Annotated in this window: 21 protein-coding genes and 2 pseudogenes; 2 read left to right on the forward strand and 21 right to left on the reverse strand. The window is 56.0% G+C overall.

From position 1 onward, the window contains the following. Nucleotides 1-153: 153 nt before the first annotated feature. On the forward strand, nucleotides 154-882 hold the full coding sequence (locus ACRSCF_RS14175) for a DUF4198 domain-containing protein (protein WP_016447013.1): 729 nt from the start codon (nucleotides 154-156) through the stop codon (nucleotides 880-882). 126 nt (nucleotides 883-1,008) lie between these two features. Here the strand turns inward: ACRSCF_RS14175 and ACRSCF_RS14180 are convergent, their stop codons facing one another. The 20 genes and pseudogenes from ACRSCF_RS14180 to ACRSCF_RS14275 form a co-directional block, all read right to left on the reverse strand. Continuing rightward, entirely contained in the window at nucleotides 1,009-1,722 is a 714-nt protein-coding gene (locus tag ACRSCF_RS14180) for a hypothetical protein (protein ID WP_047327284.1), read from the reverse strand. Between the two features lie 107 nt (nucleotides 1,723-1,829). Next, nucleotides 1,830-2,567: a hypothetical protein gene (locus ACRSCF_RS14185; protein WP_034367093.1), complete on the reverse strand. Its 738-nt coding sequence runs from the start codon at nucleotides 2,565-2,567 to the stop codon at nucleotides 1,830-1,832. Nucleotides 2,568-3,172: 605 nt separating this feature from the next. Further along, nucleotides 3,173-3,307 carry an immunity protein Imm33 domain-containing protein gene (locus ACRSCF_RS14190; RefSeq protein ID WP_425164790.1) on the reverse strand — a complete coding sequence of 45 codons (135 nt, stop codon included), beginning with the start codon at nucleotides 3,305-3,307 and terminating at the stop codon, nucleotides 3,173-3,175. Nucleotides 3,308-3,354: 47 nt separating this feature from the next. After that, nucleotides 3,355-3,525, reverse strand: coding sequence for a hypothetical protein (locus ACRSCF_RS14195; RefSeq protein ID WP_432675997.1), 171 nt, complete (start codon nucleotides 3,523-3,525; stop codon nucleotides 3,355-3,357). 454 nt (nucleotides 3,526-3,979) lie between these two features. After that, complete coding sequence (locus ACRSCF_RS14200) at nucleotides 3,980-4,348, reverse strand: DUF7668 domain-containing protein (RefSeq protein WP_158528289.1); 369 nt, start codon at nucleotides 4,346-4,348, stop codon at nucleotides 3,980-3,982. After that, nucleotides 4,345-4,713, reverse strand: coding sequence for a hypothetical protein (locus ACRSCF_RS14205; RefSeq protein WP_244388194.1), 369 nt, complete (start codon nucleotides 4,711-4,713; stop codon nucleotides 4,345-4,347). The genes ACRSCF_RS14200 and ACRSCF_RS14205 overlap by 4 nt, the downstream gene beginning before the upstream one ends. A 362-nt stretch (nucleotides 4,714-5,075) precedes the next feature. Next, nucleotides 5,076-6,116 (reverse strand): RHS repeat protein, encoded by a 1,041-nt coding sequence (locus tag ACRSCF_RS14210; protein WP_052151721.1) that lies wholly within the window; start codon nucleotides 6,114-6,116, stop codon nucleotides 5,076-5,078. A 216-nt stretch (nucleotides 6,117-6,332) separates the two neighbouring features. Continuing rightward, nucleotides 6,333-6,662: a hypothetical protein gene (locus ACRSCF_RS14215; protein ID WP_238004128.1), complete on the reverse strand. Its 330-nt coding sequence runs from the start codon at nucleotides 6,660-6,662 to the stop codon at nucleotides 6,333-6,335. Between the two features lie 10 nt (nucleotides 6,663-6,672). Next, nucleotides 6,673-7,647, reverse strand: a pseudogene (locus ACRSCF_RS14220) (RHS repeat domain-containing protein); the annotation flags it as partial. Nucleotides 7,648-7,667: 20 nt separating this feature from the next. Then, nucleotides 7,668-8,087 (reverse strand): DUF4259 domain-containing protein, encoded by a 420-nt coding sequence (locus ACRSCF_RS14225; RefSeq protein WP_154834262.1) that lies wholly within the window; start codon nucleotides 8,085-8,087, stop codon nucleotides 7,668-7,670. 6 nt (nucleotides 8,088-8,093) lie between these two features. After that, nucleotides 8,094-8,666 (reverse strand): hypothetical protein, encoded by a 573-nt coding sequence (locus tag ACRSCF_RS14230; protein WP_244388195.1) that lies wholly within the window; start codon nucleotides 8,664-8,666, stop codon nucleotides 8,094-8,096. 3 nt (nucleotides 8,667-8,669) lie between these two features. Continuing rightward, complete coding sequence (locus ACRSCF_RS14235; protein ID WP_244451629.1) at nucleotides 8,670-9,791, reverse strand: RHS repeat-associated core domain-containing protein; 1,122 nt, start codon at nucleotides 9,789-9,791, stop codon at nucleotides 8,670-8,672. A 109-nt stretch (nucleotides 9,792-9,900) separates the two neighbouring features. Next, nucleotides 9,901-10,155, reverse strand: coding sequence for a hypothetical protein (locus ACRSCF_RS14240; protein ID WP_156136077.1), 255 nt, complete (start codon nucleotides 10,153-10,155; stop codon nucleotides 9,901-9,903). A gap of 211 nt (nucleotides 10,156-10,366) precedes the next feature. Further along, nucleotides 10,367-10,834: a hypothetical protein gene (locus ACRSCF_RS14245; RefSeq protein WP_139093507.1), complete on the reverse strand. Its 468-nt coding sequence runs from the start codon at nucleotides 10,832-10,834 to the stop codon at nucleotides 10,367-10,369. 385 nt (nucleotides 10,835-11,219) lie between these two features. Then, nucleotides 11,220-11,747 (reverse strand): hypothetical protein, encoded by a 528-nt coding sequence (locus ACRSCF_RS14250; protein WP_244451630.1) that lies wholly within the window; start codon nucleotides 11,745-11,747, stop codon nucleotides 11,220-11,222. Then, a pseudogene (locus ACRSCF_RS14255) lies at nucleotides 11,747-12,559 on the reverse strand (RHS repeat domain-containing protein); the annotation flags it as partial. The gene ACRSCF_RS14250 and the pseudogene ACRSCF_RS14255, both read right to left, overlap by 1 nt. 375 nt (nucleotides 12,560-12,934) lie before the next feature. Beyond that, nucleotides 12,935-13,363: an SMI1/KNR4 family protein gene (locus ACRSCF_RS14260; RefSeq protein ID WP_152683584.1), complete on the reverse strand. Its 429-nt coding sequence runs from the start codon at nucleotides 13,361-13,363 to the stop codon at nucleotides 12,935-12,937. Nucleotides 13,364-13,365: 2 nt separating this feature from the next. Then, nucleotides 13,366-18,123, reverse strand: a complete 4,758-nt coding sequence (locus ACRSCF_RS14265) for a DUF6531 domain-containing protein (protein WP_244451632.1) — start codon at nucleotides 18,121-18,123, stop codon at nucleotides 13,366-13,368. A gap of 8 nt (nucleotides 18,124-18,131) precedes the next feature. Then, nucleotides 18,132-19,262: a 3-oxoacyl-ACP synthase gene (locus ACRSCF_RS14270; RefSeq protein WP_034367147.1), complete on the reverse strand. Its 1,131-nt coding sequence runs from the start codon at nucleotides 19,260-19,262 to the stop codon at nucleotides 18,132-18,134. Next, nucleotides 19,259-20,542: a hypothetical protein gene (locus tag ACRSCF_RS14275; RefSeq protein WP_244451633.1), complete on the reverse strand. Its 1,284-nt coding sequence runs from the start codon at nucleotides 20,540-20,542 to the stop codon at nucleotides 19,259-19,261. Before ACRSCF_RS14275 ends, ACRSCF_RS14270 begins: the two co-directional genes overlap by 4 nt. 74 nt (nucleotides 20,543-20,616) lie before the next feature. Between ACRSCF_RS14275 and ACRSCF_RS14280 the strand changes: the two genes are divergently transcribed. Next, entirely contained in the window at nucleotides 20,617-21,609 is a 993-nt protein-coding gene (locus tag ACRSCF_RS14280) for a DUF2169 family type VI secretion system accessory protein (protein ID WP_034367150.1), read from the forward strand. Between the two features lie 8 nt (nucleotides 21,610-21,617). Here the strand turns inward: ACRSCF_RS14280 and ACRSCF_RS14285 are convergent, their stop codons facing one another. Beyond that, entirely contained in the window at nucleotides 21,618-22,067 is a 450-nt protein-coding gene (locus ACRSCF_RS14285) for a hypothetical protein (RefSeq protein ID WP_017405412.1), read from the reverse strand. Nucleotides 22,068-22,073: the final 6 nt, after the last annotated feature.

Genomic DNA, 22,073 nt, shown 5'->3' on the forward strand with positions numbered 1-22,073 from the left:
CCGGGGCGGTGTGCAATGCGCATAGAATGCAAACCATTCGCATTCAATAGTCAATGCGGCGCCATGCGGCCGCACCCCACTCCCCAAGCACGTTCACGCCGTCGGCCCGTTGTGGCGCCGATGGCTGTTTTTTTGTCCTTTGAGGAAGCTGCAATGAAGAAACACTGGATTCTTGTCTCCGCACTCCTGGCCGCCAGCGGCGCCAGCCAGGCCCACCAGATCTGGCTGGAACAGCCGGCCGGCGAAACCGCCGTGATCCGCTTTGGCGAGTTTGGCGACAACCTGCGCGAGACATCTCCGGGCCTGCTCGACAAGTTCGGCAAGCCCGTGGCCACCCTGGTGTCTGCCCAGGGCGAGAAGGCGGCCGATGGCCGCAAGACCGGCACCGGCTTTGCGCTACCCTTCAAGGCCGGCCAGGGCGAAAGCATCGTGGCCGAGGATGCCGGCTATCCGCTGTACACCAGCAAGAAAGGCGAGCAGGAACTGCGCAACTGGTACCACCCGGCCGCGCGCCTGATCACCGGCTTTGCCGCCCAGGCCCCGCGCCTGACGCTGGATGTGGTGCCCTCGGGCAAGGCCGGCGAATTCAAGGTCATCTACAAGGGCCAGCCCCTGCCCAAGGCCAAGGTCGTGCTGACCGTGCAATCGGGCTGGAGCAAGGAAGCCCATGCCGACGAGCAGGGCCTGGTGCAGTTCGACATGCCCTGGAAGGGCACCTACGTGGCCGAAGCCACGCACGACGAGCGCAGCGGCGGCGAGCGTACCGGCCCGAACGGTGCAGAAAAATACGACGGCGTGCACTACGTGACCTCGGTCACCTACGTCAAGCCTGATGGCGTCGCCGCCATCCCGGCCGGCCCTGCAGCCAAGCCCAACAAATAGGCACTGCGGCAGGCATTGCGGTCCTGCACGGTCCGCACCGCCCCGCACCGGCCGGTGCGGGGCACCGGTTTCCATGGCGTCCGGGCCTGCAGGCATACGGGCGCGACGCCAGCCACCAGGCAGTGCTCAGGGCAGGAACGGTGACGACAGCAGCCGCAAGCCGATGGAAAACCACCGCTCCTGCGTGCTGCTGCCCGCGCGGTTGCCGTAGGTGGCATCGACCTGCACATGATTGGGAACCAGCCAGTAGCGCAGGCCCATCTGGTAGAAGGGCTTGCCCTGGTTCTGGCCGAATGTCTCGGCAATCAGCCAGGTGCTCTGGCTCAATTGGGCCTCGGTGGCCAGGCCCCAGGTCATGAGGTTGCGATGCGTCTGCGCCGTGCGCAGCCAGCCCACGTTGGTGTGGAAGAACAGCCGGTCATCGCGCAGCGAGAACGTGACGGGCACATAGGCGTACAGATCCCCCCGGCCCTGGCCCTCGTCATTCGGATGCCGGGCATTGCCCACGGCCAGGCCCCAGCCCCAGCCATTGGGCTGCAGTTCCTTGAACAGGGTCTTGCCCTGGATCACCACATCCGTGGTCCGGCTGCTGCCGTCCTCTCGCGTGCGTGCCGCGCCCAGCGTCAGCTCCAGATTGCCCGTGAAATTGCAGGCCGGCTGGGCCCAGAACTCCGTGCTGTCCTTCTTGGACTTGACCCAGCTTTCCAGCTGGCAGGACTTGGCATCGACGATGCGGGCATCGTCCGTGATCATGGGCCGGGCTGCATGGGCCGGGCTGGTGCCGAGACAGGCTGCCAGGCCCAGGGCTGCCGCCGTCCAAAGGGAGTGGGAATTGCGCATGGCCCGCCATCCTAAAGCCGAAAAATGACGCCACCAGAACATTGTTGTGCCAGGAGCGCCACAACAACGGCTGTGCACGGATTTCCCCCATATGGCCCTATATGCCCTTATATGGCTGGCACATCTAGGCACAGACGCAGACCCGCCATCTGCCCGGGCATGTTGGCCAGCGGCAGCTGAAGCTCCGTCAGCAGCATGGCCTGCTGCATGGGATGCTGAAACGGATAGAACGCCGCCGCACCGCCACGGATGCGCCACTCGTGCGGACTGGCCTGCAGCCGGGTGAATGTGGCCACCGCCAACGCCGCCATTCCCCAGGGATTGGAGGCCGCGCGGTTGAGCTGCCCATCGCCAAACTGCGTCAGGCACACATCCCCGGACAGATCGCGCTGGGGAACTGCGTCTCCGCTGGAGAAATCAGGCCGCTCCAGCCCATCGCACAACTCCACATGCTCTTCAATCACCCACTCGAACGTGGGAAAGCGGCCCATCAGAAACGCGGTCACATGCACGGGACCCGCCTCATGCGCTGCATGGATCACTGGCGCAATCAAGGACCAGTCCTCCGCAGGAATCAAACCGCGCAACGTCGCAAGCCGCGGCGCCGTTGCCCCGTAGGTGAAATCGCCGCCCAGCACGAGTTTCAGCGTTGACTCATGCTGCGCGTCGTAAAAGCAGGGAACCTCCCGTGCCGCGCCCTCAGCAGGTTCTGTAGAGACGAACGGTTTGGCGAACTCGAAGCCGCGCGGCAGCCCCTCCAGAATGGCTTGGGCAATCTCTGCGCGGCGGGAGGGCAGGGTGGATTGCCAGGATTGGGGGCTGGCGAGTTCAGGGATGGTGTGCATGATCAAAAAGAAATAGATGCTTCCTTGGCACTAAGGATTAAGGCGCATCGATATCTGAAACTACATTGTCGTGGATGGATAGGTACTGAATTCTTTCATCCAGCCATTATCTCCAAACAACTCACCAGCAAGACCGTCACTTAGCTGAGCTATGCTTTCACTATCGTTGAATTTAATATCGATCATCCCTTGATCAGTCATTCTGAGTACTCTGAAGATGGCAGAGTCGACAGCCAGGATCGCAAGATATTTGAAATCATCTTTTTGATCTTGCGAAAGAGAAAGATAGAAATCTCTAGATCTGAGGGACTCAGGCGTGTTGAGATTTCCGTGTATCAAATCAAAACTCTATCGATGGCGGAGTCTCTTGTCTCTGTAATGAAAGTCTTCCCAAATTCTCTTAAGATATCTTGTCTAGTCATTGGAGGATTTAAATAGTGTTTGAAATGAAAATCAGTGAAATGAAAGAATATGCTTCATTACTGGTTTTGGTGAATTTTTTGATGATTGATGTATTTGATGAAAAATTTTCAGCTAATCATGATTCGTATCAAGCTGGCTGGATGGGATTGAGGTTTCGGAGAGCTGAATTTTGCAGAAGGTCCTTATTTCTTAGTAATAACTGGCTCATGCCAAATATCCTCGTAACCCTCGTCATCAATGATAAATCTATAACCTGGTGCAAGAGCCAAGTACGGCATTAGTGCGGGCCATACATCTGGGACGTGGCCAATGTGTATTGGCTGAAAAAATCAGGATCTTCAGAATAATCTCCTGCCCAAATATATCAGCCAGCAGTCCCATTTTCAGGATTGGCTCTCATTCCTGTTATAGGTTGTTTTCCTCTTGTTTGCAATGCTATACCAATTTGTAAACTCTCATCCGGATAAGACTCTGGAGATCCAGCTAGGATACATTTTTCTTTCTGAAGAGACTTGAGATTGCTATGGTTGTTCATATTTTTCAGCCATACATTTAGAGAATGCAGATGCTTGTCCGTCTTGAGTTTTAGAGCATGAGGGATAGTGTAACTGAACTGAAAAAACTTAAGTTCCAACTCGATAGTGCTCCACAACAAGTGGATCAATATGGTCGGCTACCATTTTTGCTTCAATGCGGCCACAAACTACACAAGGTTGTCTTTGTACAGCGGCTGTCTGTTGTGTCGTTGGACCATAAGGGCCTAGTCTTTGATATTCCCCAATTCCTTGCTTTGGCTCAAAGGTGCTTTATCTGGATTTCCATAGTCCGCTGTAATTGTCGTGTCGCCTTTCGAGTCCGTAGTGGCGCCTGCAAGGCCAAGTTGATCAAGCCCACGATGACCAGTGGCACAAAATTTCCCGGCTCATGGGTTGCCCTGGAAGGGGAGACTGGCGAAGATACGGCCGGCGGGGGGCGTATATCCGGCAGTGTTATGGAATTTTTAGGTCATAGAGATAAACTGCTTGGGCATCGGACTTAGGATTTCTTCTTACGCAAAAGGTTGCCACAGCGTCACTTTCTTCGCCGTTGCTCCACAGAAATACATCGATGGCGTATTTATCATTAGGATCTTTGGGAAGGTCAAATACGTATGATTTCTGCAATGCATCGTCGGGTGGTATTGTAATTAATTTTCCGCGAAAGATGTCATGAGAACGCTCAATATATTCCTGTGGCGATGCATCACCTAGCAGGTTTTTTGTATGCAATACGTCATAATTTTTATTAGCCATTTCTTTTATTATTGACTTTATATTGGAAATGATTCTAGGATTATTTTTCAAGTATGATTCATTCATTTCATCTCCTGTTTGCTACAGTTTGCATGGGTGTTGTTGATGTAACCCCAAGGTTGTTGAAATAAGGATGCGACATGCATTAAGAATAAATATTTTGCCTGCTCTTCTTTCAATCCCGACTTTCTAATTGCTTTGTATCCTGTTCTTCTTTTCGCAGCGTATGTTCCGCCCCCCTGACTTAAGCTGAATTTGCGTTGCAATATAGTATTCAGATCCAATTTTTGTAGAAGGTGCACCAGCTGTATGGCTGGTGTTCCGGTATAACTATATTTCGGTATGGTTCTAGCCGCTGCATCTTGGATAATGTGATGACCATCTTTGGCTGTATTTGATTTTGCACCGTAGCCTCTTCCATTCATTTTCATGTTATCTAATATTTTCTTGTAAGTGCAGGGACAGGGTTTAAACGATGCCAAGCCATATGGATCAATCCATCCGGTTGTATTGTTCGAATTCAAGAACAGGATTATTCAACCTTTTAATCCAGTCGGATCCTGCCCCTGAAATCGGAAGGGCGGTTCGATGGGGGGGTGGAGGTGATGCTGCGGGCTTTGAACCCCAAGCCCGAGAGCTGACCGGCCGATCATAAGTGCCGGCCCGCAACACGCTGCGCATGGCCGCCTCGCCCCAGACCTTGTAGACCGCAGCCCAGGCTACCTGGCCTTGCTCGTCGCTGTGTTCCTCGCCCGCTCCTTGAATGGGGGCCAGCGCCACAAAGCTGCCCGGCTTATAGATAAATATTGAGCGCCTGTCTTCCCCCACGCTGGCTTTGCACCATGAGGTCGCCATCCCACAGGTAGTGGGTGCTGCCGAAGGCATCGCTCTTGGAGACACGCCGGCCCAGGGGGTCGTAGGTGTAGCGGGTGGCCTGGGTGACGCCATGGCGCGTGGTGTTCGATTCGATGAGCTGGTGGTCTGCGTTCCAGGTCAGGTCCAGTACTTCCTGGGTACCGGCTTTCTGGTTGCCCCGGGTGCGCTTTGTGACGTTGCCGTGCACGTCGTATTCAAAGTGCAGGTCCTGGTAGAAGCGCAGGCGGTTGTCGCCGACGACGCCCAGGGTGGTGTCCACGGGTTGGCCGTCTTTGCCGGGGATGGAGTCCAGCAGGTTGCCTGCGGGGTCGAAGGCAAACAGTTCGCGGGCCAGCGGGCTGCCTTGTGCCGGGAGGCTGGCGAGGATGCGGCCCGTGGGGTCGTAGCGGAAGTCCTGGCGGCCGCGCAGGGAGTCGGCTCGGGCGATGAGCTGACCTGCGGCGTCGTAGGCGTAGCCACGCTCCAGCGTTGCGTTGGAGTTGCCGGGCCGGATCACGTGGCCGCTGCCTTGCAGCGCTGCGCGGTGGCGCAGCAGGCGCCCGGCCGGATCCCAGTCGTAGCGGCTGGACAGTGCGCCCTGGCTGCGGCGCACTTCGCGGTGCAGGGCGTCGCGTTCGATGTCGGCGATGACCTGGTGGGCGGCCGGGGGCTGGTCAGGGCCTTGTGTTGCAGCGATGTTGATCTGGTGCAGATGGCCCGAGCCATAGAACAGCCAGTGCAGGGTGCGGCCATCCGGCATGCGGGTGTGGGTGCGGTTGCCCAGTTCGTCGTAGCCGTGCGAGAGGCTGCGCTGCAGTTTCTGGCGGGCCTGGCCTGTGGCATTGCCGAGAGCCTGCAGGGTCTGGGTCTCGCTGAGCAACTGGCCCATGGGGTCATAGGCAAAGGCCAGGTGGGAGGCGGCGTTGCTGGCCTGGGTCAGGCGGCCCAGGGCGTCGTAGCGGTAGGTGGTTTCTTCCACGGGGCCGGTGTGGCCCAGGGCGCGCTTGGCCAGCAGACGGCCCAGGGCATCGCGCTCGAAGCAGGTGACCTTGCCGGGCCCGGCGTCGCTGCCACCGGCTTCGATGACGTGGGTCAGTTCACCGGCGGCGTTGTAGATGTAGCGCTGCCAGCGGTCGTCGAGATCTGTAGATTTCTACAAGTGTCTTAAGTGGCTTTACTTTTTGAAAGACCTGTTTTATGCAAGATCGTCAATGCCATTAATAATTTCGGTAATTAGTTCGGTGCTAATAGTCAATGCTATATCCCAAGATTCACAATCTTCCCCGATCAAAAGATAAAGATCTCTGTCATCTCCTTTTTTCCAATGAACTGGGCTGTTGGCGGATTCACCTAATTTTATATATTCAGTAGAATCTAGATTTAATTTCTTTAACTCTTCAGCTTGAGAGGATGGGATATAAACATTAATTTCAATAAATTGATTTGTTATTTTTATTAAAAATGCGGTATCTCCATTTCCATCGAATGCATGATCAATGGAAATTTCAAAATTATTCTCATTCATTTAATTTTCCTTAATGAATATTGTCAACATCAATTCCAGAGCTATTTAGTTGCCCGGCACAATCATGTTCAGATGGTCCACAAGGATCACGCTTAGACGTTCCGACAGACTTCAAACCAGTGACACATTTCATTAAATTCTCTTCTGCATGCAATCCTTTTGATGTTGGAACACGCCGGATACCAAGTTTATCAGCCATCTCTCTTTGTCCGGCATCAAATCCATTGCTGCTCCCTGCTAGAAGGTTGCCAGATTCATCTTGGCCGACTGCAATCGTTCTTTGGTTGATAGCTGGCTTATGCTTGCCTGCTTCTCGAATTTTTTGCGCTAATTTTTGAAGTGTTCCTTTTGGTTTTCCTGTGACAGGATTAATTTCGCAATCGCAAGGGCATACAGATTTGCCATTAGAAAGCCCCAGAGGATCAATCCAGTCAGCAGGGTTGGGTGCATATTGGAAGAGATTGGATCCACCTAATAGACCAATCGGATCCTGACTAACAAACCGCCCAACCACCGGATCGTAATACCGAAACCGGTTGTAGTGCAGCCCCGTCTCTTCATCAAACTGCTGCCCCTGGAACCGGAAGGGTTGCTCAATGGGTGGTGGTGGAGGCGGTGCAACGGGCTTGGAGCCCCAGGCCCGCGCACTGACAGGCCGATCATCGGTGCCGGTCCGCAACACGCTGCGCATGACCGCCTCACCCCAGACCTTGTAATCAGCCGCCCAGGCCACCTGGCCTTGTTCGTCGGTCAGCTCCAGCGGCGCACCGATCTGGTCGCATTGATACCAGTAGGTGCTGTGTTCCTCACCCGCGCCCCGCACGGTGGCCAGTGGCACAAAGCTCCCCGGCTCGTAGATGTACAGCGCCTGTCTTGCGCCCCGCTGGCTGTGCACCATGAGGTCGCCATCCCACAGGTAGTGGGTGCTGCCGCAGGCATCGCTCTTGGAGACGCACCGGCCCAGGGGGTCGTAGGCGTAGCGAGTTGTGTGAATAAATTGTTTTATCAGCTAACCATATTCAGTCGTGCTTGTAGCGCTCTTACATGCTGACACCACTCTTCCAAATCCTCCACTGACTGCCATCCCTCCAAAGCTTCGCAAGGTGGTCGCAGAACACGCCCTACGGCCAGGCGAGCCATAGGCAAAAGGTCAGGTGAAGGTGATTCAATGCAATCAAATTCGAGCCATTCTGCAATGCGCTCTACAATATTGATTGATGACCCTGGATGTCCATAGGCTTGAGCAATAACCTCTGCTGCCGCTAGCGCTCCAGAGGCTAAATCAATTTCAATATATGAATCTTTGGCTACATTGATTTCTTCGAAAGATTCACGGATCAACGAATAATCTTTTTTTCTCTCCAATAGACCAAGCCAATGGAATGACTCATCATTGCCAAATATTTCTGTACTCCAAGTTCCCATTTTTGTTTATCCGAGATATACCTTGTTATTTTTCAGCCAATTAAAAATCTCCATTCGTTTTGTTCTGTCTTTATAATCTAGTGTTGGCTTCAGTTTGAGCTTATTTCTAATTTCACAAATTAGCTTCTCTGGAATATCATAAAGTTCTAAGTTGGCGTGCTTTTTACTTAGTGCAGCATGTTTTTCTTCATCCCAAACATCTTCAGCTATGATCAACATTTGATCACTATTTGGAGTCCAGTTCATGTTGAATTTTATTATCTGGGAAACATTCATTAGTCTCGCGTCGCTTATCCGATCTATTGGCGGGGTAAATGAATTATCTCTGTGAATCACTTCTCCATGCCAAAATTTTGGGTCAAGATATGCCTTCCAATTTGCACTAACAAGTGGAGTTAACTGATTTGCATGAAGTATCTCTTCCGTAAATTCCAGCTTTGTGCTCTTGAATTCAAAAACTTCACACAGATATGTATGGCCGGCTATCATGTATAAAAGGCGCATATATGCGTAGCACCCATTTCCTATGTATATGCCTAATATATCACCGGGCTGAACTTCCTTGAATCGTATTTTCATATATTAGCAGGGGTTAATTTGAGAAGAGGGGGCATTTTTTAACCATTCTTCAGCTTTCTGATAGCCTTTTTCAAATGCACTGTGTCGATCTGCAGGCCTTGTGGTGCTATCGCGGTTGTAGCCTACCTTTTTATTTCCAATATTTCCTTTCCCGCAAGGGCATCCCCATTTTCCGTCAAGAGTATCGTGATGCTCTATCAGTTTTTGTTCAAAGCCTCGAGCATCGCCATAAGTGGGTACATTACTAATACGTTTTAAATCTTCTCCAGTTTGTAGCCGTCCTGAATCACGATGTTGGCCTTGCCTAACATCCATGTCACCTGTTTGCCCAACATAGCCGACGACTCCGCCTTCTTTACAGATTGCATAGATATCATAGCCTTTCCCACCATTTGTATCTGTGTGAGGAATAGATTTAAGTCCCCATGGATCTTTCAATGTCAATGGGTTCAGTGCGAACTCAAATAAATTACTGCCTCCCATTACGCCGATAGGATCTTGCGATATAAATCTTCCAATTTTCGGGTCGTAATATCTGAAAAGGTTATAGTTCAAACCTGTTTCTTCATCAAATTGTTGTCCTTGCAAGCGCAGTGGCTGTTCGACGGATCGGCGCGGAGTTGGCACAGTGACCTTGATTCCCCAAGCCCGCGCGCTGATCGGCCGATCATCGGTGCCGGTCCTCAACACGCTGCGCATGACCGCCTCACCCCAGACCTTGTAGTCCGCCGCCCAGGCCACCTGGCCTTGTTCGTCGGTCAACTCGAGCGGGGCTCCGATCTGGTCGCACTGGTACCAGTAGGTGCTGTGCTCTTCGCCCGCTCCCTGAATGGTGGCCAGCGGCACAAAGCTCCCCGGCTCGTAAATATAGAGCGCCTGTCTTGTACCTCGCTGGCTGTGCACCATGAGGTCGCCATCCCAAAGGTAGTGGGTACTGCAGAAGGCATCGCTTTTGGCGACACATCGGCCCGTGGGGTCGTAGGCGTAGCGGGTGGCCTGGGTGACGCCGTGGCGCGTGGTGTTCGATTCGACGAGCTGGTGGTCTGCGTTCCAAGTTAGGTCCAGCACTTCCTGGGTGCCGGTCTTTTGGTTGCCGCGGGTGCGGCGGGTGACGTTGCCGCGCACGTCGTATTCAAAGTGCAGGTCCTGGTATAAGCGCAGGCGGCATACTAGGTCTGCGGATATGAATTATGGCAATGGTTCCAGTGAGATGCACGTAGCTTATATTTATGTGTCAATCTGGGGTTGCCCAAAGATCGGCGGATAGGTTATGAATAAACCTGGAGGCAATGGGTTTGCTTAGTTTTTGATGTACTAAGGTTTGGGTATCTGAAAAAACAAGGCCAAAAGTTAGAGTCCCCTGAAAACCACGATAGCTAGATACTCCTTGAGCATAGAAAGCTACCTGTTTGAGAATAAAATCGCCGTCCATATGGATGGAGTTATCTTTAAAGATTCGATTATAGTTGTCTTGATTTTCATAGATCAACGCAATGCTATGCTTCTCGTTTTCTTCAATCTAGCTATTTCTTGCATTTATAGCTGCTGCTTCAGTATCCTCTTCGTATTCTTCGTCTTGCTCTGCAAGATGAGGTCGTTCAAAGATTCGATGCTCCTGAAGCCAAGCATCGAAAGAAGGATCATTGGGAGATTTTCCAATGAATGAAACGAGAATTTTTCCATCCATAGAATATGAGATTCTATTTAAGGTTGAGATTCTTTGCGTCGAATTTGTTAATCTTTCTTATTCTTATGGTTTCTATGCCTTTCCACTTGTTTTTATAGAATATGATAATTATGTGGTTGTCCTTTTGATACGCTTGGACAAGGTCTTCCTGATTCTTGCTGACTGATTTTCCCAATTTTTCTTCAACCTGTGATTTGTCCATTGCAAAAGCGAGGTTGAATGGATTTTCTTTTTCAAAGCCTTTATTGATATCGAATGATTCAAAAGTGAACCAGCCATCCCCAATAGGTGGGGAAAGATATTTTTCCTTGTATGAATCTGTGGGGTCAAATTCCATGGAAATCAATTTGTCTTTGGTTTTTATTCTTGTTGTTGAATCTCCCTTTGGCATCTTTTTTATGTCATTCTCGAGAAGAAATGACTCAAAATCATCACTTGTCGAAGTATGACCTAGGAAGGATAGCAATCTTTCGGTATTCATCATATTTCTTATGTTGATGGTAATTTTGGTTTCACGGCTTTATGAGATAACGCCATGTCTTCGACATATTTATCAAAATCAAAATCCTTTAGCTCTTCCACTGATTGCATATACTCTTCAAGCATCCATGGTCTTTCGTGAGCCACGGATTTCCCCGGCGAGCAGGTCGCCGGCGTAGAGGAGGGGGGCGCCCGAAGGCATCGTGCTTGTCGATTCGCCGGCCCAGTGCGTCGTGGCTGTCGGTAGCCTACGTACGCACAGGCTTCTTGAGAGGAGTTCTGCAAAATCTAGTTTTCCGTGATTTCAACCAAATGAAATTAAATTTCACGGGTGATGATCGTTTGAAAACAGTTTTTTGCGAATCAATTTTCAATTGGCCAAGAGTCTAATTCTTGGAATAAACCACAAAACTACCTTTGTTCGGATTGCTACTGCCTTTCCAACCACAAGGAAATCCCGATGACTTATATATTTTAAATACTCTTTCAAAGAAATCTATTTTTTCCTCGGAGAATAATCTGGATTTTGCGCAAAACACCAAATCTTCATAAAATATATTCATTAGAAATTCATAGTCATCGTCATCTATACCTAATTCCATAATAAGATGTTTGTTGTTATTTATTATTTTTTCGTAATAATTTTCCGAATCTCGATGTATTGCAAATTTTTCCAAATAATTGGGTGGAGGCGGGATTTCAATTTTCTTTTGTGCGGAGGAAAATATTTCTTGTAAAAAATAATAGGGTTTTTTAGTATCCTGATCTGTATATATTTCTAAGGCTCTATGTATATTTGTGACAATCTCTGTATTTTTATCACTGCCTTTATATATAGTGCTGAGAAATTTATTATCCCTCATGAAAATTAAAATCTCCTGCACATCTGCCGGAAAGTCAGTTATGGTCGTCATTAGAATCCTCCTTTTTTCAAGAGATCGTCCCAAAGTTTGAATGTAGATCCTTCACTTTTCATTATTGGCGTTCCTTTTTTTAACTCTTTGTGTAAGAAATCCTGCATTTCATTTACTCTTTTTGAGAGTTGCTTGGGACATCCGCCCGATGATGCTATTTCTCTATCTATTGCAGATAATATGGCGTCGGAATAGTCATTGTGATTAGTATTGTGGGTGGATTTTCCAAACCATTTTCCCTTCTTTCCTCCAAATTGCCCTGTTTTCTTGGGTAAATTGATAAGATTCTCTAAAGCGTGTCTGTCTATGCAGTTGAGAATAGGTCTTTTGTTAAAAATATCTTGTGGTACTTTGTGATGTGTTTGATGATCTGGAGATTTACCTGCTACCCGATCCATTCTATTTCGATGGGTTGATAGACCAGCAGGATCAATCCATTCAATTGGATTGACCCCATATAAATAGAAATTTTCACCACCAAACAACCCAATCGGATCCTGATGCACAAACCTTCCCACCACAGGATCGTAGTACCTGAACCGGTTGTAGTGCAGCCCCGTCTCGCCGTCAAAGTACTGTCCCTGGAACCGTAGCGGTTGCTCCACCAGCGCAAGGCTTTGTACCTCACCCTGGGCGGCCAGGGCCAGCGGGCGCTGGTCGTGGGTGAACACCGCTGCATCGTCCGTGCCGGTGCGCAGGTACTGCAACTGCTGGGTCTGGCCCCAGACCTTGTAGCTGGCGGCCCAGACGATGCGGCCGGCTTCGTCGGTGAGCTCCTGGGGGGCGCCGATCTGGTCGCAGTGGTAGTAGTAGGTGGCAAAGCTGGATTGGCCCGCTTCTGCCTGTGCGTTGCGGTTTTCTTCGCTCTTCCATTCCGACTCCAGCTTGGCCAGGGGCACGAAGCTGTCGGGCTCGTAGAGGTATTCGCTCAGGCGTGAGCCACGGATTTCCCCGGTGAGAATGTCGCAGTTATGTCGCGGGGCGGTGCGCTCGAATGCATATCGCGATCAATGCGCGGCGCCCACTGAAAAATACAGTGGATTGTTGTCCAGTTGTCGCGCCACTCTATGGAAGTATTGAAGTTCCATGTGTATGGCGGATCTATTAAACAAGTCTAACCCTCCGGAAAAGCACAGCTGCCTACGAATAGATGCACCGCTGTGAATATGAACAGTTTTACATAATGACTAATCTTCGGTGACGCTTCGATTTAATGCATTGAGCAATGCATCGAGAAAATCATCACCTATTTTTTTTGCACTTGCCCAGTCTAAATCACCAAGAGGCACAGCCCAGACGGAAGAATCATTGGGAAGATGTTTGAATATATAGCCTACTCCGCCGCCATTAGTGGCAAAACACAGGGCCTTATCCCCAAGATATTTTTTAACCAAAAAATCATTATTTAGAATCTCCAGCTCATCTATTGGCCAAAATGATAAATATAGACTACCAAATTGCCCTTCTCCTCCGTTGGCCCAGCGCATCCACTCAACGTAATTTGCAGGCAGGTTTAATATTTTGGATATATCATTAATATTTCTTTCTTCTAGGGGTGGGTCACGGTCATATTGATTTAATACTCTATTTTTTATAGATTCAATAATATCATTCATAATCAAAATGCTCCAATTTCATCAAAATACTGATAACTCTTCTTTAGTGCTCTCTTTCGGCATTTTTCCGAGACTCCAGCAGCTTTAAGATCCTTTGAAGAATATTCAAATTCCTCTCGAATTGTGCTTGACCATTTCCCGTTGCCTGCTGCAACACGAGCATCGCGTCTGGCATTTTGTCGCGTGGTGATTGTGGCATGATTTGGACTTCTATTTAAGAGAATAGAAGGCGCATCACCTGAATTATATTTGGCGTATCCTTGACTTTTGGCCCATTCGTCTTGAACTACATGATGCGAGTCTTTGGGCCTACGTGGTGATGGTTGATCGCGGTGTCTTGTAATATCGCATGGATCTCTGCGGCATCCGCACCTCTTCTTGGGAGCTAGTCCTAATGCATCGCTCCAATTACTAGTATTCGGTGCATACAAGAATAAATTATCACCCCCCTCCAACCCAATCGGATCCTGATGCACAAACCTTCCCACCACAGGATCGTAGTACCTGAACCGGTTGTAGTGCAGCCCCGTCTCGCCGTCAAAGTACTGTCCCTGGAACCGTAGCGGTTGCTCCACCAGCGCAAGGCTTTGTACCTCATCCTGGGCGGCCAGGGCCAGCGGGCGCTGGTCGTGGGTGAACACCGCCGCATCGTCCGTGCCGGTGCGCAGGTACTGCAGCTGCTGGGTCTGGCCCCAGACCTTGTAGCTGGCGGCCCAGACGATGCGGCCGGCTTCGTCGGTGAGTTCCTGGGGGGCGCCGATCTGGTCGCAGTGGTAGTAGTAGGTGGCGAAGCTGGCTTGGTCCGCTTCTGCCTGCGCGTTGCGGTTTTCCTCGCTCTTCCATTCCGACTCCAGCTTGGCCAGGGGCACGAAGCTGTCGGGCTCGTAGAGGTATTCGCTCAGGCGTGAGCCACGGATTTCCCCGGCGAGCAGGTCGCCGTCGTAGAGGAAGGTGGTGCGCCCGAAGGCATCATGCTTGTCGATGCGCCGGCCCAGCGCGTCGTAGCGGTAGCGCGTGGTCTGGACGGTGGCGGCAGGCTCTGGCTGCGTGTTCGATCCGGCGATCTTCGGTTCGGGCCTGTCGTGGTAGCGCGTGACCGTGGATTCGAGCATCTGGTGCTCGGCGCTGTAGCGAAAGCGCTGTACGGTGTGCCACCCTATGCGGCGCTCCACGATGTTGCCGTGCAGGTCGTACTGGAAGCGCAGGTCCTGGTAGACGGTGAGCCGGTTGGTGGGCACCTGTTCGCGTTCGTTGCTGGTGCCGCCGCTGCTGAGGTCTCCACCACGGTTGGGGTTGAGCAGATTGCCTGCGGGGTCGAATGCGAAGGTTTCCAGGTTCCGGCCCGAGGTGGGCGATCCGCCGGCAGCATTTTTCTGGGCGGCAAGGATGCGGCCCAGGGCGTCGTAACGGTACTGGCTGTCGCCGCGCAGGCCGTCGCGCGTGGCGACGAGGTTTCCTGTGGGGTCGTACTGGTACAGGCGGGCGATGCGCTGGCCAGAGGGCAGGGGAGTATCCCGGTCCCAGAGGGCCTGGGGTGAAGGCTTGCCGGGCTGACCCTTGAGTGCGCCTTGCTGGCTGACCTTGTGGGAGGTGAGGCGGCCCATGGGGTCCCAGCCATAGCGGCTGGTCAGCGTGCCTTGGGTGCGTTCGATTTCCTGGTGCAGGGCGTCGCGTTCGATGTCGCTGACCACCTGGCCGTCGGCGAGGATCTGGTGCAGGTGGCCCGAGCCGTAGTAGAGCCATTGGACGTGGCGGCCCCCGGGCAGCCAGCAGTCCGTGCGGTTGCTCAGAGCGTCGTAGGCGTGCCGATAGCTGTAGGTCGCCAGCGCTTGCTCGTCTGCACTGGGCGCCATGTGCACCTGGGTCTCTTCCACCAGCCGCGATAGAGCGTCGTAGGCGAAGCGCACGTGCGCATCGGGGTTGCTGGCATGCAGCATGCGGCCCAGCAGGTCGTAGCCATAGGTGGTGGTTCCTCCGTCTCCATTACCTGCCGCGTCGCTGCCCACGTGGATCTTGGCGACAAGGCGGCCCAGCACATCCCTGCGAAACAGGGTGCGCTTGGGCAGGGCTGCGTCGGGCCGTGGATCGTAGGGCGTATCCGGGGGCAGGTGGGCATCGCGCTCGTGCAGTTCGGTCAGTTCGCTGGCGGCGTTGTAGCGGTAGCGCTGTATGCGGCCGTCAAAACCGGTTTCCTCGATCAGGTTGTCTGCGGCGTCGTAGGTGAAGCTGGTGACGGCGCCGTTTTCGTTCTGCAGGGCGATGAGCCTGCCCACGGCGTCATAGCGGTAGCGCAGCGTGCCGCCCAGCGCATCGCGGCGCTCCACGGGCTGGTCCAGGCCGTTGTAGGTGTAGCGGGTGATGGCGCCTTGCGGGTCGGTGTAGGAAAGCAGGTTGCTCTGGGGGTCGTAGGCATAGTGATGTTCGGAACCATCGGCGCCCCACATCCGGCGCAGGCGTCCAAGCGCGTCGTGAAGGTAGCGGGTGGTCTGGCCCAGGGCGTCGGTGGAGGCCACGAGGTTGCCCAGGATGTCCCACGCATATCGCGTGACCTGGCCCGAGCAGTCGGTGTAGGCCACGAGCTGTCCGGCTTCGTCCCACTGCAGATGGCGGGTTTTGCCCAGCGCGTCTTCTATGGCGACGGGCAGGCCGCGCGTGTCGTATTTCCAGCGCGTGGCGTGGCCAAGCGGGTCCAGGCGCTCGACCAGGTTACCCTGGGCGTCGTAGGCCTGCCGCCAGACATGGCCCAGCGCGTCGGTGACTTCTTCGGGCAGGTTGAGCTGGTTGTATTTGAGGCGGGTGGTGGCACCTGATGCGTCCGTGACGGCCAGCAGGTTGCCCTGGCCGTCGAATTGCCAGCGGGTGATGCGGCCCATGGCGTCCCGCGCCTGTTGCGGGTTGCCGGCGGCGTCCATGCGCGTCTCGGATCGGACGGGCTGGCCATCCGGCCCGGGTTCGACGATGGCGATGACCTCATGCCGGGCGTTGTATTCGTAACTGCTGCGCCGGCCCAGGGCGTCGGTGACATGGGTGGTGCGGCGGCCCAGGTCGTAGTCGAAGCGGGTGTCCAGCGTGCCGGGCTCGTCGGTCCAGGTCCGCACGACGCGGCCGCCCGCGTCAAGCCGGCTCCATTCCTGGTGGTAGGTGAAGCCGGTGCGGCTGCTGTAGGCCACCATCAGGTGCTGGCGATAGCGATAGTGCGCCACGCCGCCCATGGCATCCGTGGCGGACTGGAGGTTGGCGTGGGCGTCATCCGGGACGTTGCCATCCGTTCCATAGGCATAGCGTGCCAGCAGGCCGCCGACCTGTTCCACGCCGTCGATCACACGGGATTCCAGGTGGATCTCCTGCAGGAGCGGGCCGGAGGGGCCCAGGTCTTCGCTCCAGGTGAAGCGCAGCTTGCGGCCAGCGCTGTCGGTCAGTCCCAGCGGGCGGGGCGCGCAGCCATCGATGCCTGTGGCGGTGTAGGCCGGGTAGTGAAGGCTGATGGTGTTGCCATTGCGGTCCACCAGGTGCACCAGTGGCAGACGCCATTGGCCGGTGGCCGGGGGGGCGAACAGGTGTCGGGTGCCATCGGCGCTTTCAACGCTCCAGCCGCCTTGCTGGTGGTGGGTGACGGTGATTTTTTCGCGCGGGTCGAAGTGGCTGGTACCTGCGGCAATCACGGGCAGCTGTATGCGGCGCCCGCGGGCGTCGTAGTAATGCACCGCATCGTGGACCAGCACCAGTTCGGTGGACAGGGGCGTGCTCCATCCCCATCCAAGCCAGCCGGGACGGCGGTCGCTGGAGCGGTAGTACCGCTGCCAGGTCAGGGCCATGGGGCCGGGCAATTCGAAATCCGTGTCGCGCAGGATCTTGGTGCCTGTGGCAAAGATCACGGGATGGCATGTGCCCAGCTCGCAGGTCGGTGGCGTGGCAATGCTTCCCTTGGAGGCGTTATCGATGATATTGCCCTGCGTGTTGGGATTGACGCTGTTGTCCGTGCGCTGTGCCACGGGGTTGCGGCGCGACTTGGCGCGCTGGGCGATCTTGCCAAGGACAAAGCCGATGGTGATGGCGGCCACGCCATCGGCGATAACTTCGGCGATCTGGTCGATTTTTTCGTCGGTCAGGGGCGGTGTCAGCAGCTCCTGGATTTCCTGGGCGAGTTCGGCGACTTGCTCGGCCGCCTGGGCCATGGCGGCCCCTCCGACGACGAGGTTGACGCCGGGAATGAGCTTGCCCACGAGCTTGAGGGCGGGCCCGATCAGCGCGCTGGGATCGGCCAGGCTTTCTCCAAGGGCCGACAACTGGCTGGAGAAGGCGCCCGGCAGCTTTTCGATCACCTTCTGCGCCAATTGGTCATAGGGACCGGGCAGCGCCTTCATGGCAAGGCGCATGGCCCAGCCAGGATTGATGACCATGGCGTTGCTTTTGGTCGTGTCGAAGGACCGCACGCTGCCCCGGCTCTCGAACTTGGTATCGCTGCTGTAGCTGGTGGGCTCGGCCGCGCCGCCGACAACGCCAGAACGCACGCCCGCGATACCACCGAGCTTGTCGGGCGTGGCGGGTATGGACTCGAAGCGGCTGCCGGCAACGGCCACGGGGTGCCCATCGATCTTGAGCGTGGCCGTGCCGTTCTTCAGGCCCGGGCCATGGGCCATGTTGAGGATGGGAACCGGTGGTCCCTGGGGCTTGGGAAAGACGGGGTTGATCGGGCCAGGAATCATGGCCGGATTGCGGCCTTCGTGGATGGCGCGGCGGTCGTTGACGTAGGTGGCCATGGATGGACTCAGGACTCTTGGGAAATGGAGGATTGGCGCCGCCCGGCTGCGGAAGATCTTCCTGCCGTGCGGGTATGGCGATTCCAGGTGGCGCTCCAGGCGGCCACGCGGGTGTTCAGCCCGGTGACCGTGAGCAGGCCTGCGTGGCCTGCCAGGGGCGACGGCATGACGGGGTGCGTCAGCCACTGGCGCATCTCATGGAACAGGCTGAGCATGAGAGGCGCCCAGGCCGCGCCCATTTGACCAAGCAATGCTGCCGGGTCCTGGGCTTGCGGCAGGCCACCCTGTGACGCCAGCGCCGCGGAGAGGCTGGCCAGCTCTGCGCCCCGCCATGCCGAGCCATCCATGTCGGACCAATAGGAGTGCAGGGCGTTGACCGGCATGTGCGCTGCCTTCAGCGCACCGTGGCTGGCCTCGATCAGTGCGCGGCCATCGGGCAGGGTGTCGCTGTCCAGGCGTGAGCGTGGCTCGTCTGCAAAGAATGGTGGATAGACCGTGACGAAATCTGCAGTGGCCGGCTTGCGGGACAGCCGTACAAAGGCTGCGCCTTCCGAGGCAATGAAGCCTTCGCAGACGCCGTTGACCTTGGCCCAGCGACGCTGGTAGAGCACGTCCGCGATCTCCGTGTCCACGAAGCTGTCCACTCCGCCGATGATCACTTCGGGCACCGAGGGGTTGTCGTGCATGAAACGATAGGCCTGCGACAGCGCATCGGCGCCTGCCACTGCGCCGCCCGGGTAGACCTTGATGGGCAGGAACTCTGCGGCGAGGTCCAGTGCGCGGGGAAGCTCCAGTGCGAATCGGCCGGCGTCTATCCAGCCCGGCAGTTCAGGCAAGGAGTCGGGCAGTGCCACGAAGAGGGGGATGGGCCGCTGCAGCGGCCAGCCTGCGGCAGGCGCCGGCTGGCCGCGCAACGCTTCGTGCAGGGCAGGGGCTGCGAGCCGGATCAGGCGTTCCGTTCCTTTGCAGGCTGCATCAATGGCTTGCACCCGGGATACGGTGGCACGGTGCTCGGCCTGGCCGGTAATGGCCTGCCGGGTAAAGCTCGACTGGCGAGCAAAGAAGCCGCAGCCGGTCTGCCAGGCCCGGGTCCCGATGGGGGTGCATGCACCAGTGGCCGCGATGACGAGAGGGTTCATGGTTGTGCCCTGCCGATGTTGAATGCCGCACGTTCGATCACGGAGGCCGTGCTGCAGGCCAGGGCCTGAACGACGGCCAGATCGTCGGCCTCGATCCACAGCGCTGCGCCCACGCGTGAGAGGTGCTCCAGATAGAGCAGGTGGCGCAAGGGCGCGCCTACCATGGCCACGGCCTCCTGCAGAACCACTTGCGTGCGGGGGCGTCCGAGACGCAGGGCCGGCCCTGACAGAGGAAGTGCGGCCAAAGCGGCGTCGATGGTGGCGGAGCGGCCCGATGCCTCGTGACCCAAGTCAAAGGCAATGTCGGCGGGTTCTCCTGTGAGCAGGGCCGTGGCGTCAGCCAGGGTGCGGCATGCCTCTTCGTCGTCCCAGGCCGTATGGGCAGCGAGCTGGCGAAGCAGGGGAACGTCTCCCACAAGTGAGGCCGCATATACCTGCAGGCCCCAGGGCATTTGGGGATGCCGGCCTTCCCGCAAGGCGCTTGCCAGCGCATGTCCATCCCTGGCGGCCAGCAGGGCCAAGGCCACGGTGGAATGCGGCATCCGGGCCAAAAGAGTGCGTGCCACAGGCGTTTCCTGCCGGCTGCCCATGAGCGCCAGCGCCAGCAAGGCGGCCTGCGCATCGCTGTCTTGTTGCGTGGCTGCGATGGCCTTGGTTTCATCGCCACGCCCGGTGCATCGCCAATCACACAGGGCCGCCAGGCCGCCCGGCAGACCGGATGTCCATGCAGAGATGGCTTGTGCGAATTCGTCGCTGACAGCCGGCCGGGAAATTGCGAGGCGCTGGAGCAACTGTGCCAATGGCGCGCTCTGCCTGTGCTGTCCCTGGGAGAGCAGCCAGGTGAAGTATTCGGCGACGGTGTTGTCGAAGCAAAACCGCATGGCGTTGAATACCGCGTTCGGCTGGGCCTGGAGATGGGCTCCCAGCGTTCGCTCCAGCCCATCGTGAATGTGCTTGCGTTGCAGGTGCAGGGCTTGCAGGCAGGCCAGCGCGAAGATGCGGGAGGGCTCATCCAGGATTTCAGCGCCAGCTGTTTCGATTGCGTGCTGGCAGGCATGGTCCAGCTCGGGTGCGTGCATCAGGTGCTGCTTCAGGCCGCTCAGCGCCTGCACGATGCTGTCGTCGAACACGGCAAATGCGTCGGGGCGCGACGCGGGACGCTGGAGCAAATGGGAGCGGCGCCAGTACTGGGTTACCAGGGTCCGGGCCATGCGCACTGCCGGCTGGGCCGACACAGGAATGTCGATGGCTCTGGGAATGGGAAGGTCGATGACGGTCATGATGAAAAGAGCCTGGCAGCCCCCTCGAAAAGAGAATGCATGGGGGACAATGCGCCCCAGGAGGAACCCAAGCGATGCTGGACAATCTGACGCCGTTTGCTGCGGAAATACTGCCGGGACATGGCGCCGACGGCACCCTGTGCTCCACCGTGGTGATCAAGGCCACGCTGGATTTCGAAGGGCGCGCGGTGGCCCAGGGCAATGCAGTACCTGTGTTTCGCGGCGATGAGTTCTTTGGCGCGGAGGGACCCATGGGTGTGGTACGCCACGAGGCCGATATCGCTCCGCTCAAGTCTCGGGTGGATGTGCTGTTCAACGGCTATGCCTACGCTCCTGGTGGCAAGCCCGCTGCCCACTTCGATGCGGGTCTGGCCGTGGGCGGTGAAAGCCGCGTCATAAGAGTCTTTGGCAAGCGGGTCTGGCGCCGACGCCTGGGAGTGCTGCCCCTGGCACAGGAGGTGGAGCCCGCCTTGAAAGTCCCTGTTACCTATAACCTTGCCTTCGGGGGAGCGGATGCCGAAAAGCCGGAGGTATTCCACGGAGCCAATCCGATCGGAGCAGGCTTCAGTGCAGGACTGCCCCCGGAGGGCGAGCCCATGCATCAGCTCGAATGGCCTGACGATCCGGTTCGCTCTGCAGTCGACCGGGTTTCGCCGGCCGGCTTCGGCTGCATAGGCCGTAGTTGGTTGCCGCGTCGCGCCCTCTGGGGCAGCTATACGGGCAAGGAGGTTGACGCATCGCCAGGCCTTCTCACGCGCATGCCGGCTTCGTTTGATCCCGCCGCGTGGAATTGCGCCCATCCCCGGATGCAGTTCAGGCGCGAGCAGGTGCAGCCAGGAACGAAGATCGCCTGGATGAACCTGAGCGCGCAGGGCATGGGCACTACCGTCGTGCCTGCGATCCGGCCGCAACTGAGCTGGGTGCTCCGCGGTGAACGTGGCACTGCACGCCCGGAATTCGACACGCTGATCATCGAGCCCGAGCATGGGCACCTGATCCTCATATGGCGACACACGCTTGCCGCGCATGTGCTCAGTGGTCTTGAAAGTGTTCAGATCCATCTCTGAGCCAGCCTTCAATTGATGCGGACTTCGGCCGCGTCCAGATCAAGCAGATCCCGCGCATCTTGCTCAATCGTTAATGCCACCAGGCGAGCAAGCCCCTGGGCCGTGAGTTTCAGCGTGGCCTGCCCGCAGGCCAGCGTGATGCAGTCCTGCGACTGTAGGTGGATGCTCCTTTGTCCCCATGGCGCCGTGGGTGCGGGTGAGAGCACTGCGGTGATCGTGGCACGCCCCGTCGGCTGGACTGCCAGCAAAACCTCGTCTCCCGGAACCAGAACCGGCAGCAGCACGCCCGCAGGCGCTTGCACCGAAAGTGCGGGATCGTGCGTGTACGCCACCAGATAGAGGTCTTGCCCCAGTACCTCGACGACCTGCCCGGCCAGGAGCTGTACGTTGGACGGCAGGCGTTGCGCCTCATCGACGTCGGATGGCTTGGCAGGAAGGCGTTTTTGTGCGATTGCCATGGGATT

It is taken from the genome of Delftia sp. 11MD (assembly GCF_050907895.1).
Taxonomy (GTDB): Bacteria; Pseudomonadota; Gammaproteobacteria; order Burkholderiales; family Burkholderiaceae_C; genus Comamonas; species Comamonas tsuruhatensis.